This is a genomic window from Veillonella sp. ACP1, from assembly GCF_000286635.1.
Taxonomy (GTDB): Bacteria; Bacillota; Negativicutes; order Veillonellales; family Veillonellaceae; genus Veillonella; species Veillonella atypica.
This window is the reverse complement of sequence record NZ_ALKL01000011.1, coordinates 103,428-119,112: the sequence shown is the minus strand read 5'-3', so window position 1 is coordinate 119,112 and position 15,685 is coordinate 103,428. Positions and strand designations below refer to the sequence as shown.

15 protein-coding genes are annotated in these 15,685 nt (G+C 39.9%); 4 read left to right on the top strand and 11 right to left on the bottom strand.

All coding sequences use genetic code 11. The features are described from left to right. Window positions 1-381 (bottom strand): IS200/IS605 family transposase (tnpA, locus tag HMPREF1151_RS05690; RefSeq protein ID WP_038141190.1); only part of this gene is annotated, 381 nt, incomplete at its 3' end. Window positions 382-1,148: 767 nt separating this feature from the next. Here tnpA and HMPREF1151_RS05685 point away from each other — a divergent pair. Further along, on the top strand, window positions 1,149-1,436 hold the full coding sequence (locus tag HMPREF1151_RS05685) for a cupin domain-containing protein (RefSeq protein ID WP_005375909.1): 288 nt from the start codon (window positions 1,149-1,151) through the stop codon (window positions 1,434-1,436). A gap of 229 nt (window positions 1,437-1,665) precedes the next feature. Then, on the top strand, window positions 1,666-2,022 hold the full coding sequence (locus HMPREF1151_RS05680) for an MmcQ/YjbR family DNA-binding protein (RefSeq protein ID WP_005375917.1): 357 nt from the start codon (window positions 1,666-1,668) through the stop codon (window positions 2,020-2,022). A 120-nt stretch (window positions 2,023-2,142) separates the two neighbouring features. Here the strand turns inward: HMPREF1151_RS05680 and HMPREF1151_RS05675 are convergent, their stop codons facing one another. From HMPREF1151_RS05675 to HMPREF1151_RS05630, 10 genes are all read right to left on the bottom strand, one after another. After that, entirely contained in the window at window positions 2,143-2,736 is a 594-nt protein-coding gene (locus HMPREF1151_RS05675; protein ID WP_009661374.1) for a hypothetical protein, read from the bottom strand. A 488-nt stretch (window positions 2,737-3,224) separates the two neighbouring features. Continuing rightward, the gene (locus HMPREF1151_RS05670; RefSeq protein WP_005375856.1) at window positions 3,225-3,683 is read right to left on the bottom strand and encodes an OmpH family outer membrane protein; all 459 of its coding nucleotides are present in this window, start codon (window positions 3,681-3,683) and stop codon (window positions 3,225-3,227) included. A 205-nt stretch (window positions 3,684-3,888) separates the two neighbouring features. Beyond that, complete coding sequence (locus HMPREF1151_RS05665) at window positions 3,889-4,266, bottom strand: GerW family sporulation protein (protein ID WP_005379443.1); 378 nt, start codon at window positions 4,264-4,266, stop codon at window positions 3,889-3,891. A gap of 23 nt (window positions 4,267-4,289) precedes the next feature. Further along, a complete protein-coding gene (locus HMPREF1151_RS05660; RefSeq protein WP_038141375.1) occupies window positions 4,290-5,420 on the bottom strand; it encodes a hypothetical protein in 1,131 nt (376 codons plus the stop codon). Window positions 5,421-5,462: 42 nt separating this feature from the next. Then, on the bottom strand, window positions 5,463-6,041 hold the full coding sequence (locus HMPREF1151_RS05655) for a cob(I)yrinic acid a,c-diamide adenosyltransferase (protein WP_005375894.1): 579 nt from the start codon (window positions 6,039-6,041) through the stop codon (window positions 5,463-5,465). Between the two features lie 1,022 nt (window positions 6,042-7,063). Continuing rightward, entirely contained in the window at window positions 7,064-8,041 is a 978-nt protein-coding gene (locus HMPREF1151_RS05650; RefSeq protein ID WP_009661386.1) for a M23 family metallopeptidase, read from the bottom strand. A gap of 53 nt (window positions 8,042-8,094) precedes the next feature. Then, on the bottom strand, window positions 8,095-8,616 hold the full coding sequence (locus HMPREF1151_RS05645) for a DUF4446 family protein (RefSeq protein WP_005382831.1): 522 nt from the start codon (window positions 8,614-8,616) through the stop codon (window positions 8,095-8,097). Next, the gene (gene hydF, locus HMPREF1151_RS05640) at window positions 8,610-9,887 is read right to left on the bottom strand and encodes a [FeFe] hydrogenase H-cluster maturation GTPase HydF (RefSeq protein WP_009661338.1); all 1,278 of its coding nucleotides are present in this window, start codon (window positions 9,885-9,887) and stop codon (window positions 8,610-8,612) included. The genes HMPREF1151_RS05645 and hydF overlap by 7 nt, the downstream gene beginning before the upstream one ends. Further along, on the bottom strand, window positions 9,887-10,798 hold the full coding sequence (locus HMPREF1151_RS05635) for a ParB/RepB/Spo0J family partition protein (RefSeq protein WP_009661357.1): 912 nt from the start codon (window positions 10,796-10,798) through the stop codon (window positions 9,887-9,889). Before HMPREF1151_RS05635 ends, hydF begins: the two co-directional genes overlap by 1 nt. Before the next feature lie 115 nt (window positions 10,799-10,913). Next, complete coding sequence (locus tag HMPREF1151_RS05630; protein ID WP_009661393.1) at window positions 10,914-11,687, bottom strand: ParA family protein; 774 nt, start codon at window positions 11,685-11,687, stop codon at window positions 10,914-10,916. Between the two features lie 400 nt (window positions 11,688-12,087). Here HMPREF1151_RS05630 and HMPREF1151_RS05625 point away from each other — a divergent pair, with 400 nt between their 5' ends. Both HMPREF1151_RS05625 and HMPREF1151_RS05620 read left to right on the top strand, forming a co-directional pair. After that, a complete protein-coding gene (locus tag HMPREF1151_RS05625; protein ID WP_005375806.1) occupies window positions 12,088-12,840 on the top strand; it encodes a methionine synthase in 753 nt (250 codons plus the stop codon). Between the two features lie 382 nt (window positions 12,841-13,222). Further along, window positions 13,223-15,655 (top strand): homocysteine S-methyltransferase family protein, encoded by a 2,433-nt coding sequence (locus HMPREF1151_RS05620; RefSeq protein ID WP_009661380.1) that lies wholly within the window; start codon window positions 13,223-13,225, stop codon window positions 15,653-15,655. Window positions 15,656-15,685 lie beyond the last annotated feature (30 nt).

Genomic DNA, 15,685 nt, shown 5'->3' with positions numbered 1-15,685 from the left:
GCGAATATACTCTTTTATCGCTCCTTCGTATCTTCCCACTGTATCCACATAATATCCTCTACACCAGAAATGTCTATTTCCATACTTATATTTTAAATTTGCGTGTTTATCGAATATCATGAGGCTACTTTTGCTTTTTAAATATCCCATAAAACTTGATACACTTAAATGTGGTGGAATAGTTACTAACATATGAATATGATCCGGACAGCATTCTGCCTCTATAATCTCTACATTTTTTCTATTACATAAATCTCTTAAAATTTTACCTACATCAGCTTTTATCCGTCCATAAATTATTTGCCTTCTATACTTTGGTGCAAAAACAATATGATATTTACATCTCCATTTACTATGTGATAAGCTTTTTACGTCATTCATTGACATTGAACCTCCTATGTTGAAATGTTGTGGTTGCCAGACCAACTTCATTTTACCACTAGGAGGTTCTTTCCTTTTCTCTAAGAATTTTTTACCGACCCCCAGTTTAACTGGGGGTTTAGTCATGCCTATTCGGCGTACAACGAACGAAAACGCGAACGTAAAATTTTACGCTCGCGTTTTTTATTTCTAATGATCCAATATATGTGCCTAAAAAAATTAGAACAGGCGTGTTCTATTTCTGGAGATCTAGTATATGTATCTAAAAAAATAGAACAGGCCTGTTCTATTTCTAGGCACCTAGTATATGTATCTCAAAAATTAGAACAGGCCTGTTCTATTTCTAGGCACCTAGTATATGTATCTCAAAAATTAGAACAGGCGTGTTCTATTTCCGGGGATCTAGTATATGCGTCTAAAAAAATAGAACAGGCGTGTTCTAATTCCGGGGATCTAGTATATGTGTCTAAAAAAAATAGAACAGGCCTGTTCTAATTCTGGAGATCTAGTATATGTGTCTAAACAAATAGAACAGGCGTGTTCTATTTCTAGGCACCTAATATATGCGTCTAAAAAAATTAGAACAGGCCTGTTCTATTTCTAGGGACCTAGTATATGTGTCTTAAAAATAGTACAGGCCTGTTCTAATTTAAAATTTCTTATAAAAGTGTAGCTATAGACACAGAATTGATAAGAAATATCAGTTATAATAGAACCATAAGATAAATCATTACTCATATACTTTCAAATATAGGAGGTGCAGCATCATGGCAGGCACAGTAAAAAAAGAATTAGGTTTATTATTCCAAGGTCCTAATTATGTGATCGTAAAAAAAGGCGGTAAAGCAGGCGAAAAGGTAGAAAAACATAATCATCCTGAAGCCAATGTTATCTTTACTGTTGTTAAGGGCACAGTTCAAGTATTCCTTAACGAAACAGAGGAACATGTACTCGTACCAGGTGAAGTTCTCGAATTTAATGGCGATAACTACATTCAAGCAACGCTTGTTGAAGATAGCGAATTCATCGTAAACCTCGTTCATAAACCTGAATAAGATTATATAGATATGACCTCCTCCTCTCCTTAGTGTCTATATATAAAAAACACCTATAAGTGGTAAGTTATACAAAACAGTAACTATTACCATATATAGGTGTTTTTTTACATTCTTAGTCCTAATATCTTAATTTCATAACTGTATTTCTATAGAATATAGTGTTTTTGCTTGCAGTTGCTTTCATAAGAGAATATACTAATTATGTAAGAGAGAAAGAAGGATTTACATGACACGCGAAGATTTAGAAACCTATATTCACAATCAATTTGAAGATACTACCACCAATACTCCTTGGACGCAGTTCCCGCATTACAAGGTGTACCGCCATCAAAGTAATCATAAATGGTTCGCCCTAGTCATGAATATTACTACCGATAAATTAGGATGGTCAAACATTCGGCCTATCGATGTGTTAAACATCAAATGCGAGCCCACCATGATTGGTGCCTTTCGTAAGGAACCAGGCATATACGCAGCCTATCATATGAATAAGGCCAATTGGCTAACCATTTCTTTGGATGGCTCTGTGCCTACTGAAAGAATAAAAATGCTCCTCGACATGAGCTATCGATTGACTAAATAAAATACTAAATTCTTTATCTGCCCATTTAGCACATAAAATAAAACGAGCCTGGATTCATTCTAAGCTCGTTTTTTTGCTTTCACGTATTGTATTGTTTAATATTTATAAAATAACTTTCACCTATACTCGTAACATCATAGATGCACTTATTAAAAGTACAGTATATACAATAGCAATGATAATAATATGCATTGATGTAGTCTTTAACATCTGACGGTAGAGTCCAAGGGAGCAAAGCATATAATATATAGCTAATACAAATGCGATTAGGCCCAAAATAGATTGAACTCCGAACGCAATCATACCCGCTCCGGCAAGGCTCAATACAATAACGAGTACAGCACCGAGTAAGGACAATACAGTTATAGGTAAATCAAAGGCCATCGCATACGAAACGGCCATGAACGTATCCTTAAACATAAGATCACGATTACTAGTGGCTTTCACATAAAAATAGGCCAATATAAGCCAAAGCCCTTTTAGGAAAAACCAGGCAAAAACAAAGCCTAAAATCGATACAATCGTATCTAGCATGGTCGCAGGCGTGATAAAAAATATGATACCATTTTCCACCACCGACAAACCAAGCATAATGCCAAACAAACGCAACATAAAAACTAGCGCTTGATCAAACGTACCATTCTCCATAATATACGGAATCCCCTTAGACCGCGGATACCGCATCAAATTCCAACAAACCTGCATAAAAGACATCTACAAAACCTCCTTCGCCGCCCTCAATTACAACTAAATCATACCATACCATAACAAACCAACCAACACAAAACACCCTGCGTCCCCTCTGTTTCTTAGTCTAAAAAAATTAATATCTATCTCTGATAGAGATAAACAGCCCCCTCTCGAAAATCGACTTTGTCCTTCTACCTACAGTCTAAAAAAATAATATTTTATCCAAAGAGATTAGCGAAAAAAGGGATACCCCTCTGAAAACGACTTTGGCCCTTCCCCCTACTGTCTGAAAAAATTAATATCTATCTTGGATAGAGGAAAACAGCCCCCTCTCGAAAAACGACTTTGTCTTTCTACCTACTGTCTAAAAAAATAATATTTTATATGTAATTTAGAGAGAAAAAAGACACCCTCCTAAAAACGACTTTGGCCCTGTTCCAAAGGAACAGACCCGGCCGGTGGAGTTTTTAGGAGGGTGTCTTTTTACTTATCGCCAAAGCGACATTAAAATATTATTTTTTTAGACGTTTAATTACTTCATCTGTAATATTTTCAACATTACTATTTGCATCAGCTGCGCGGATTGTGTATGGGTCGTCTAATACAACGTCCATTTTCTTTTCAACGCGAACGGATTCAATAGCGTTGTGAATGTTTTGCATCATAGGTTGTGCAATTTTATTCACTTCGTCATTTTCTTTTTGTAACAATGGAGCTACGGATTTATTGAATTCTGCTTCTGCTTGAGCTTGATCTTTAATTTTGTCAATTTCTTGCATTTTCTTTTCAATTTGTGGACGGTATTGTGCATCTACTTGTTGCATTTTCATATCGAGTGCACCGTAACCAGGATAGCTATTTACAACTTGACTCATTTGCACTAAACCAATGTTAGCAGCGCTTGCCACAGCAGTGGTAGCGGAGATAGCACCAACAATAGCCAATGTTGTCAATTTTTTAGTTAATTTCATTTGAGATCCTCCTGAACAGTAAAGTTCCATTACACAAACATGTAATGCACTATTTTTACTATATCAAATCTAACTTGCTTTCACAAGTAAAAACCCTCAAAAATCATAGATGAGATATAGCATCTAATAATTAAATTGTATACTATTAAATAATAATAAGGGCCCATGAATTCATCATGAACCCTTATTAAAAATTTACTATCTATTATTGTTCATCATTAAGATAGATATATTTATCGGATTTCAATTTAGACACGAGGTCAGGCACCAAACCGATAAGGCGATCAAAGCTATTGCTGTAAGGATTGCCTTTAATGTTGAATAACTCGATGCGTTCGCCTTTAATCACGAGCACAGCGCTTGGTTCCATGCGAGCGCCGCCGCCACCGCCGCCACATTCATGATTCTTGCCAGATGTATTGTGGTTTGTGCCAGTGCCGAAACCAAATGTTACGTCCACAAATGGAACCAATGTAGTATCGCCGATTTGCACCGCTTCACCGACTACAGTTTCCACCTTAATCATATTTTTGAACTTCTCAAAAAGGACTTCTAAATTTTCTTTTACGTTACTGTTCTCCATCGTAGTACCTCCACTGATGTCAACTATGCGTTAGCGGCCTGTTCCGCTTTCAATCGTTCTAATTCTTTCTTTTCTTTGCGCTTAACCCAAACGACCTTGACCGTTTCAGCTATGAGTGCACGCATTGGTTGTGAAAGCACGAATCGCGTGCCGTGCCATGCCAACGCGCCTAGAATAATGCGCCCTTTAATGTGGCCGCTACCTTCTAAATGCCAATTCAAATAATCAATCTCGATATGTTCAGCCTGTTCAGGCCAAATACTGTACAACATCGAAGCAAACATGCCACCCTTAAAAGGATCACCGATGCCGATACGCCCTTCTACAGCGATATCTCGTGGTTTAGAATGGTCATAACACCGCTTAGAAACAAGCAACAATTGACGCCACAATTCCGTATTCGTCACATGTTTCATGAACCAAAAGGTCGGGATTTTCGATTTAAAGCTAGCCACCGGATCATTAGGATCTGGTTTTTGAAAGCGCGATTTTACGCTATCTTTCAAGCCGTCTATTTTCGTAAATACCTTCTCTTTTACGGTGCCATCACTATTGAAAGTGACCTTTTCCATCACTTCATCATCAGGTTTCATCGTCGGGTTATCGCGAATTGAATCATATTGTGCAGCCCGCGCTTCAGCACCCTTATTATCATCCTTAGATGCATCAACACGTTCAACGCGAACCTGTTTACCTTGTGCATCTGATGTTTGCCCTGCACTGCGCGTAGCATCTAGGCTTTCACCAGAAACACCAGTAGTCGTCGGCTCAGTCGGTTCAGTACCGCCCTGGCCATCACCTTGCATGGCTTTCATCATCGCTTCCGCCTGCGCAGCCATCGGATCATTTTCAAATTCGTCAACAGCCTTCTGATATTCGTCATCAACCCGTTGTTGAATCCATTCGTCGTATTCTTTCACAGGGCCTATTTTCTGCATACCTAATAGATAAAGTTGTTTAAAAAAAGGTTTGCCCTGAAAATATGCGAGATGCAGCGACAATACGCGCCACAGCCATTTGACTGACAGTTCTACGCGGTACGGCGTCCTGCCGTTCCATTCGATGCTATATGTGATTGGCGTTAGTAGGATAATCATGATCAGCGCTACGATGAGAAGCACTACGACGAGTGCCACAATAGCGACTATACTCAACCACATCACCTCCTTAGGTTATGGGATTTGTGAAAGTATACTCTAATTTTCAATGCCCTTGCGAGCCATTACACCTTGCATGTAATAATGCTTAACTTCCTTCATTTCCGTTACAAGATCGGCCACATCAAGAAGTTCTTGCGGTGCCCCGCGCCCCGTAAACACCACTTCGGTTTCCGGATTACGAGCCTCTAATAGAGCCTCCGTTTTTTTCCAATCAATGAGTTCAAAGAACAAAGCCATGTTATATTCGTCGAGAACCACCAAATCATAGTCGCCGCTAGATACAGCCTCTAACGCGCGTTCATAGCCCTTTTCAATAAGCGCTACATAATCCTTAGGCGGATTTCCCGATTCAAATACAACCACCTCATCACCCCATTTGGCGAGCTCATCCTTGCTCTTCATGCCTTCCTTGATGATAAAAAACGGTTTACCTACAGTTTCTAATGTAATATTTTTGAGGGTCGGTAAAATATTATGTTCACTATACACTTTAGACTTCATAAACTGTAAAAATAAAACCTTTTTGCCAGCGCCTATAGCTCGTATAGCGAGACCGATTGCAGCCGTCGTTTTACCCTTGCCTTCGCCGGTATAAACTTGTACATAGGCCTTCATAGATATACCTCCGTTCATATACCATAATTGTACAATATTTATAGACGAAAAGGAATAGATATCACATGAAAGACAATCCTAATTATGCATAAGATAATAATATCTATTGATCCATTAATTATATTACCTACACATTGGTGCCAAACATGATGATGATGGGGCCCTAAATCCTCCACCGGCCAGGTCTGACTACGGCCTTCGGCCTTCGCAGGGCCAAAGTCGGATTTAGAACCCCATCATCATCTTACCATCTAGCACTTCAATAATGTATGCTTATAAAATAATAGATACCAATACAATATCCAATAGATATTATTATCAACCCAAAAGGATTATCCCACATGTGATATCTATACCAGCAGTATATAAACATGTACCAATTATGGTATATGAATTACTACCAACCCAGCCGTTTGGGAAGAGATGTAATGAATACTTGTTACATAGGTTCCTTATAGTGTGTCCCAAAAAATAGAACAGGCCTGTTCTATTTTTTAAGACACATATACTAGGTCCCCAGAATTAGTACACTCCTGTTCTATTTCAAAACACATATACTAGATCCTCAGAATTAGTACACTCCTGTTCTATTTTAAAACACATATACTAGGTCCCCAGAATTAGTACACGCCTGTTCTATTTTTTAAACACATATACTAGGTCCCCAAAATTAGTACACGCCTGTTCTATTTTTTAGGGCACATATATTAGGTACTCAGAATTAGAACACGCCTGTTCTATTTTTTATAAGGCATATATAAGCCAATCTCGTACACTTCTTTATCCTAAATTGTACAATGGTATTTTATGCCAATTAGTCAACTAAATTTAGATAGAAAAAAGATAGACCCCTCCGGAAAATGATTTCGGGCTCCGCGTAAGCGCAGTAGCTTCCCCACTCCCGCCAGTTTAGTAATTAATATATAGCGTAGAAAAGGAGTGTCCTCCAAAAACAACTTCGGGCTCCGCGCAAGCGCAGTAGCGTGTTGTTTTTGGAGGACACTCTCTTTCACATAGCATATTTAATTACTAATTGGCAAAAATACCATTGGATCAACCGCGGATCCATTAATCCGTACTTCGTAGTGTACGTGTGCGCCAGTACTTTTACCAGTACTACCCATAAGGGCGATGACTTGGCCTTGTTTTACGGTCATGCCCGGTGTAACGAGAACGGCGCTATTGTGGCCATAGCGAGTCACAAATCCGTTGCCGTGATCGATTTCTACGAGGTTACCATAACCGCCTTCGGTGTAGCCTGCAAATGTTACGGTACCCGCTGCAGTAGCAACGATAGGTGTGCCGTAATCGTCAGCGATATCGACACCTTCGTGGAATGCGCTAGCAGCACCGGTCACAGGATCGACACGAGTGCCATATGGGGATGTAATAACACCCTTACTTGGCCAGATGCTTGGCGTTGTACTATTCGTATATCCACCAGAACCTGTGGTGTAGTTCAATTGTTGCAATGCAGCGATGTCTTGAGCCCCACCATCGCGCAAAATGTTTCGCATCGTGTAGAAGCTAACCAATAATTTTTGTGCATCCTTATCTAATTTAGATAGTCTTGCTGAAAGTTGCGCCGCACTTAGCGTGGGACTAGTCTCATCGCTAGCGGCTTCCTGCTTTGGGTCAGAGCCATCGCTACCACCTTGAGATGGTGTGCCGGACTCAGCACCCTTCAACATTTGTTTGTTTTCTTCACTAATTTGATTTAAGTTTTGGATTTTCTTATCCAACACTTCTGTTTTTTGTTGTAACAGTTTTAATTGTTCTGTTTGCAATTGTGTTTGTTGACGCAATTGAACGATTTCTGCTTGTCGTGCAATGCCCCAAATGGATAAAACAAGTGCTGCTACAAATAAGATTACGGCCACTACGGCTACAATCTTCGCTTGTTTATGACTCAATGTAATGGTGCAATTATCACCATTCTGAGACACTACAGAACTCAAAATACTTGGTACTTTCAAAATGCCTTCCTTACTTTTAATCATTTCTCAACTCATCATGCATGTGCGCTCTATATGAACACGATAAGGCGATTTGCCTATTGAGAATGGATAACGCTCGCTAACGCTTCCTCATTCGTACGTTCCCCAAGCGCTTCATTTAAACTTTCTAATTCCTCTTGTGAAAGATTAACGAGACTTTTACCTTTCACAATTGGTTTACTGAAAATACGAGAGTCATTTCGGCCATAGATACTGGAAATGCAAACCCCATTATTATTGCCATCAAGCAATGTAAGGGCAAAGGACAAATCGTTGCCGATGTTATCAAATGCATTATACTTCTTAAAGCCGATTTTTTGCAATGTGTTGCCTTGAATATTGCGAATTTGAGTTTGTTCCTCAATCATATCCTGCAATCCCTTTGCAGCCTCGCGAATTTCAGTGATTTCTACTGAAAGTTTACGTTCTAGGCTAGCCCCGTTTTCACCTTGCATGAAGAAATTGAACTTCTTCGTTAAGCTCCCTAATCTAATGTGTAGGATAATGCAATATACCAATAAAATAACGGCTAATACGCATCCTAATACACCGATATAGGGTTGTATAGATTCTAACATTCAAAACCCTTTCTATCTAATTCGTCCATAAACGGACTAATAGCACGTTCTAGTATACCATGTAATGACGCAATAAGTACACCATAATTCACAATAGGCGTACCTTGCACAACGGCACAATCAATGCGTCGTAACACCTCGCGACGCGTCAACATACAAGCCCCGCAATGGATGATAAGATCATAACCGCTCACATCCTTAGGGAACGCGCCACCGCTGGTAAATTCAAGCTGTAGATTCGTATGCCCCTTCTTTTTAAGCCACATCGGAATTTTAACGGTTCCAATATCATCGCATTGGCGACGATGTGTGCAGCCCTCACTGATGAGCACACGCGCACCAGGTTTCAAGTTGTTAAGGGCTTTCACCCCCGTTACTAAATCCTGCAATTTTCCCTTGAACCGAGCCATTAAGATGGAGAATGATGTTAATGGAATATCTGTAGGCGTCAACGCATTCACCGCTTCAAAGGCTTGTGAATCGGTGATGACGAGTTTTGGTTTTTGTGAAAGCTTACTGAGCATGGTCGGTAGCTCTTCTGTTTGGCACACCAAGGCAAGACCTTTGTGGTCCAAAATTTCGCGAATTGTCTGTACTTGAGGCAAAATCAACCGTCCCTTTGGCGCCGCCGAGTCAATAGGACATACCAAGATAATAGCATCCCCAGAATCAACCAACCCCTGCAACAAAGATTGCTCGCCTTCTACATCGAGCGGTGTTAACCCTCCTAGCAAATCGAGCAATGTAAGACGATCGCGATTCGATGTAAAATCCGTAGAGCCTACGACAGTGGCAATAGCAGATAAATCAGGATACGCATCTACATAATTTGGATTAGTATCATTACCATTGCTATCGTTATCATGAGTGCTTTCACTATCAAAAGCGTTAATTTCATTGATGAATAATGCGACAGGCACATTGTTTTGTTTCAACTTATTAAGCCACATCATATCATCAGCAGTGGGCGCTTCATCATTACGCAACACATAGACAGCGAGATTGATTTTTTTGATAATTTCTTCGGATTTTTCAATGCGAAGAGCGCCCAGTTCCGATGTATCGTCAATACCCGCTGTATCGGTAATGACCACAGGGCCTAGAGGCAATATTTCCATAGATTTGCTAACGGGATCGGTCGTAGTACCTGCCACCTCAGACACAAGGGATACTGGTTGATCCGTTAGCATATTAATTAAGGTCGATTTACCCGCATTACAACGTCCAAAAAAGCCGATGTGTACGCGGTTCGCCTTTGGTGTTTGTTCCATTATACGCGAAACTCCATTGTTTCTTCATCATCTGTGCTCTCCTGAGCATCCATATACGCAATAAGACGTTCTAATTCAGTTTCAGAGCTAAAGGCAATTTCAATTTTACCTTGTACCTTCTTACCAGCTCTAAATTTAATAGATACTGGAGAACCTAGGCTCAATTTTAAACGATCTACCAATGCGCGAACCTCAGCTGTATCATGTGGCTCTGTAGTGTCTTTAGACTTAGTCTTTTTAGACATCATTGCTTTCACGAGCTGCTCTGCTTGACGAGCGCTTAACTCGCCCTCTTTGATGCGCTCTGCTGCTTCTACTTGTTGCGCTGCACTACGTAAAGCCAATAAAGGTCGAGCTTGACCAACAGTTAAATCGCCTTCGATCAAATCCTTTTGAACAGATGCAGCTAATTTCAAAAGGCGCATCATATTGGCAATATAAGAACGACTACGTCCAAGTCGTGCAGAAATCATCTCCTGAGTTTGCCTATACGTATTCATCAAACCTTGATACGCCAAAGCTTCTTCAATCGGATCCAAGCCTTCACGTTGGAGATTTTCTACTAAAGCGACTTCTGTCATTTCCTCTGTATTATAATTTTTTACAACTACAGGTACTGTTTCTAGGCCCACCATCAATGCAGCGCGATAGCGGCGCTCACCGGCTACGATTTGGTATTTATCCTTTTGCTTGCGAACGACGATTGGTTGAAAGATGCCTAAATTCTTAATAGATTCAGCCAAAGTAGCTAAACTTTGTTCATCAAAATTCTTACGTGGTTGATCCTCATTAGGAATCACTTCCCCTATAGGCAACTCGTGAACTTCACGCTCAGGTAAAGCCGTCTCTATGGACTGTTCTCCCATCATTGCTGCTAATGTTTTTCGTTCCTTTTTCTGCTTCATCGCCATAATTAACCCCAATCTATTAGTACTTTCACACCGCATATATAAAATGCAGCACAAACCAATATACAGTTTGTGCTTACATTACATAATCATATTTATTTAGTCTATTCCATACCAATTATTTCGTTTTCTTAGAATCTCGAATAACCTCTTTAGCTAATTTAGTGTAAACAGCCGCACCCTTTGATTTCGGATCATACACAATAATCGGTTCCCCATAACTTGGTGCTTCACTGAGGCGAACATTTCGAGGAATAATTGTTTTATACACCTTAGTACCAAAGAACGATTTTACCTCATCTGCCACTTGGACAGACAAATTAGTACGTCCATCAAACATGGTAAGTAACACACCTTCTATTACAAGTTCTTTATTAGATGTTTGTTGCACGATTGTAATCGTCTTAACCAGTTGACTAACACCTTCCAAGGCATAAAATTCAGTTTGAATTGGAATCAAAACACTGTCAGCCGCTGTGAAAGCATTCAATGTTAGCAAACCAAGAGATGGCGGGCAATCAATGATGATAAAATCATACTCATCGCGTACAGAAGCGATGGCTTTTTTCAAAATTGTTTCACGTGAAACAATCCCTACTAATTCTACCTCAGCACCAGCCAATTGAATCGTTGAAGGCACTACAAAAAGCTTTTTAAGCATTGTAGGTTGAATCACATTAGTAATGTCTTCACCATCTATCAACACATCGTGAATACATAATTCCAAATCATCTTTTTCAATGCCTAATCCAGAACTAGCATTACCCTGCGGATCCAAATCTATTAATAACACCTTTTTGCCTGCATCAGCTAAACAAGCACTGAGATTAACAGATGTTGTAGTCTTGCCTACACCGCCTTTTTGATTAGTAATCGCTATTACTTTGCCCACAAAATTCACCTCAACTTTACGTTCAAAAATATTTCATTTCATTATAACATAGGGCACGCAAAAGAAATAGAACTTTATAGGTCTGACCATCATTTTTCAAATAAAATCTAAAAACAAATAAGAATGTTTCACGTGAAACATTCCAAAAAACATATGTTCACTAACATGATATATGAGCTTATAAATTTATTTGATTATGTGTTATCACTTAATTGATTTACACCATTATGTATAAAATAATTACGTATAACTTTTTTCTATGGACGCACCTTAATAAATTATATGAAGCTATGACCTTTACAGTATATATAGATATATTTATACTTATAAAAGACAGTATTTTAATAGGTTTAACATTTTAACCATACAATCTATTTTATTTTTAAAGGAGGCGTTTCACATGCCCATTTATAACGGAATGCTTCCCGTCATCAACAAGGATGAAGTAAAGCGATATGCAGGACTTCGTCATGCCGAAGATTTTCCAGAAAAATTCGTCGACGAAGCTTGTAAAGAAATCCAATTATTAGCGACACCAAAGGGTGTCTACCAAGAATATGATTACGATGCGGAAAACAAAGTTATCCTAAGTAATCCGCCGCTCAAAATTGAAGGTTCTATCATTGAAAAACATCTTGAAAAATCAACGAAAGTGTATGTGCTAGGTGTTACAGTCGGTGAAGACGTTGAAAGACGTAGCGAACAGCTATTCAAACAAGGCAACTACACCGTAGGTCTCTTACTAGATGCAGCTGCAACAACTGCAGTTGAACAAGTGGCTGACCAAGTTAACGAGGTAATCAATAACATTGCTAAGAAACAAGGTTATGCACCTACATGGCGTTTTAGCCCAGGCTATGGCAACTGGCCTTTAGAAATTCAACCACAACTTGGCAAAATCATCAAAACCGAACAAATCGGACTACAAGTTACAGAAAACTTCTTATTATTTCCAAGAAAATCCGTAACAGCTATTATCGGTTTGATGCCAGGAGATCAATGCTTGACAACAAAACGCGGTTGTAGCTCTTGCTCACAAAAAGATTGCCAATCAAGAAAACTTCCAGAAAAAGCAGCGGCTACAAAACCAGAAACAAGCAAAACAACAGCCGAAACATCTGGTATAGCTATGAAAGCACAACCAACAGAATAAAATTTTAACACACGATGTTTCACGTGAAACATTACCTTGTACATCTGTACCATTGTACCAATTCTGTACCATTGTACCCATATGCAGGCAAAAATGTTTCACGTGAAACAATCTATTTATGATAATAAAAAGATGCAATTATGATGATGAACAACGAGATTGTAAGCCCGCACATACAAGTAGCTAACAGATTTTGTGAATAAACATTACTTTCACAGCGACTTTGGCCCTGCGGAGCCCAAAGGGCGTAGACAGACCCGGCCGGTGGAGCGAGAAAGAAATGTTCATTCACAACTCTAATGTTTACATACTTTAAGGCGGGCTGACATCACAGAGTTCATATATCAATAATTGCATCTATTATATATAAAGGATGATTCACATGTACATTTTTGACGGCGCTATGGGTACAATGCTCCAAGCAGCAGGCCTAGAAGAGGGCTATTGCCCAGAATTATTTAACGTGGAACGACCAGAAGTGGTAAAAAATATCCACGCACAATATTTACAACATGGTAGTGATGTAATTACTACTAATACATTTGGCGCATGCGGCCTTAAATTAGAAGATTACGATTTACAAGATCGTGTAAAAGAAATAAATATAGCAGCCGTAAAGGTTGCCAAAGAAGCAATTGCAGAGTTCAAGCCATCCGCTCGTGTGGCTGGTTCTATGGGCCCTACAGGACGTTTTTTACAACCATTGGGTAATATGAGCTTTGATTCTATTTATGATACATATAGAGAACAAGCAGAGGCTTTGATTGAAGGCGGCGTTGATTTCATCATTATCGAAACGATTATCGACGTACAAGAAATGCGTGCCGCTCTATTAGCATCTTTAGATGCTCGTGAAGCAGCAGGTAAGACTAAAGAAGATGTACAAATTATCTGTCAATTTTCTTTCAGTGAAGACGGTCGTACCATCACTGGTACACCTCCAGAGGTTGCTACAACTATCGTAGAGGCAATGGGGGCTGATATCATCGGTATTAACTGTTCTCTTGGACCTGAACAAATCACACCACTTATCGAAAAAATCGCTAGTGTTACTAATTTACCAATCATCTGCCAACCAAACGCAGGTATGCCACAACTCATTAACAAGCAAACGGTATTTCCGCTTTCAGCAGAAGATATGGGCCCATTGATGATTCCAATTGTTGATGCAGGTGCCAGTTATGTAGGTGGCTGCTGTGGTACAACACCAGCGCATATTCAATCAATTTCTGACGCTGTGAAAGCACATACGCCTAAGGAACGTGCTCATATTGAACCAAAAACGGTGATTACAAGTCGTACAAAATTGCTTGAATTAGGTCATAATGTTAAACCGTTGATTATCGGTGAACGCATTAACCCAACAGGTCGTAAAGTGCTTGCTCAAGAACTACGGGACGGTTCTTTCATTTGTGTAAAACGCGATGCCTTAGACCAAGTAGAAGCAGGTGCAGATATCCTCGATGTGAATATGGGGGTAGCCGGTATGGATCAAACACCTTTGATGGAAAAAGCCATCTTCGAATTATCCATGCTTGTGGAAACGCCATTGTCCATCGATACATTGGATCCAAAAGCCATGGAGGTAGCCCTTAAAAACTATCCTGGCCGTGCACTTATCAACTCTGTAAATGGAGAAGAAGAGTCCATCACACACGTTATGCCATTGGCTAAACGCTATGGCGCTGCATTACTTTGCTTGCCAATCTGCAGTGGTGATTTACCTGAAAAGGCTGAGGATCGCGTTGCTTTGGCTGAAAGCATCGTAAATCGCGCATATGGCTATGGTTTACAACCGCACGACCTCTTGCTTGACCCATTGGTATTAACACTTGCCAGCGGCGAAGATAGTGCACGACAAACGCTTAGCACATTGCGTTTATATAAAGAAAAATTCGGTTTCCCAACTGTTATGGGCTTATCCAATATTTCCTTCGGCATGCCACAACGCCCATATCTAAACGGTCAATTCCTAACAATGGCCCTTGCATCCGGTTTGACTACACCAATCATGAATCCGCTTAACTACGCAGCTAAAAAAGCATTTGTATCAAGCACTACATTACTTGGTTGGGACCCAGGTTCTGCTGAATTCATCAAAGAATATGGTTACGAAGACGAAACTACAGCACCAGGCAATGCGGCGCCAAAAGGTCCAGATAAAGCATCCTTTGACAGCAACGATCCATTAGCCAATATCCGCACTTGTGTAGAACAAGGCGAAAAGGAAGCCATTGTTGATCTTGTAAAAAAAGCATTAGCTGACGGCATGGACCCATTGGATATTACGAAAAAAGGGCTTTCAGAAGCCATGAACGTAGTAGGCGATAAATTCGGTTCTGGTAAATTATTCTTGCCACAAGTTATGCTCGCTGCGGAAACGATGCAGGCTGCTTTCAATACCATCAAAGAAATCATTCCGGCCAGCGACAGTTTAGATAAAGGAACCGTTGTTGTAGCCACTGTTAAGGGCGATATTCACGATTTAGGCAAAAATATCGTAGCTGCATTGCTCGAAAACAATGGTTATAAAATCGTCGATCTCGGCAAGGATGTTGACCCTGAGGTCATCGTACAAGCCATTAAGGACAACAAGGCGGCCCTCGTAGGCATTTGTTCCTTGATGACGACCACAATGCCTCAAATCGACAATACCATCGCTGCTATTCGTGCAGCCGGCCTTAAAACGAAGGTCATGGTTGGTGGCGCCGTAGTATCCCAAGATTACGCTGACCAAGCGGGCGCAGATATTTACGCCAAGGACGGCATCGCGGCTGTAAACCACGCGAACGATTTCTTTGAAACTTTGAAATAATGGCTAATCTAGGCATATAATATAGATAAT

Coding starts and splice junctions, on each gene's coding strand:
- HMPREF1151_RS05670 (WP_005375856.1), bottom strand. CDS start 3,683: ATGAAATTAACTAAAAAATTGACAACATTGGCTATTGTTGGTGCTATC.
- HMPREF1151_RS05675 (WP_009661374.1), bottom strand. CDS start 2,736: ATGTCTTTTATGCAGGTTTGTTGGAATTTGATGCGGTATCCGCGGTCT.
- HMPREF1151_RS05620 (WP_009661380.1), top strand. CDS start 13,223: ATGTACATTTTTGACGGCGCTATGGGTACAATGCTCCAAGCAGCAGGC.
- HMPREF1151_RS05635 (WP_009661357.1), bottom strand. CDS start 10,798: ATGGCGATGAAGCAGAAAAAGGAACGAAAAACATTAGCAGCAATGATG.
- HMPREF1151_RS05665 (WP_005379443.1), bottom strand. CDS start 4,266: ATGGAGAACAGTAACGTAAAAGAAAATTTAGAAGTCCTTTTTGAGAAG.
- HMPREF1151_RS05650 (WP_009661386.1), bottom strand. CDS start 8,041: ATGATTAAAAGTAAGGAAGGCATTTTGAAAGTACCAAGTATTTTGAGT.
- HMPREF1151_RS05645 (WP_005382831.1), bottom strand. CDS start 8,616: ATGTTAGAATCTATACAACCCTATATCGGTGTATTAGGATGCGTATTA.
- HMPREF1151_RS05680 (WP_005375917.1), top strand. CDS start 1,666: ATGACACGCGAAGATTTAGAAACCTATATTCACAATCAATTTGAAGAT.
- HMPREF1151_RS05685 (WP_005375909.1), top strand. CDS start 1,149: ATGGCAGGCACAGTAAAAAAAGAATTAGGTTTATTATTCCAAGGTCCT.
- hydF (WP_009661338.1), bottom strand. CDS start 9,887: ATGGAACAAACACCAAAGGCGAACCGCGTACACATCGGCTTTTTTGGA.
- HMPREF1151_RS05655 (WP_005375894.1), bottom strand. CDS start 6,041: ATGAAGGCCTATGTACAAGTTTATACCGGCGAAGGCAAGGGTAAAACG.
- HMPREF1151_RS05625 (WP_005375806.1), top strand. CDS start 12,088: ATGCCCATTTATAACGGAATGCTTCCCGTCATCAACAAGGATGAAGTA.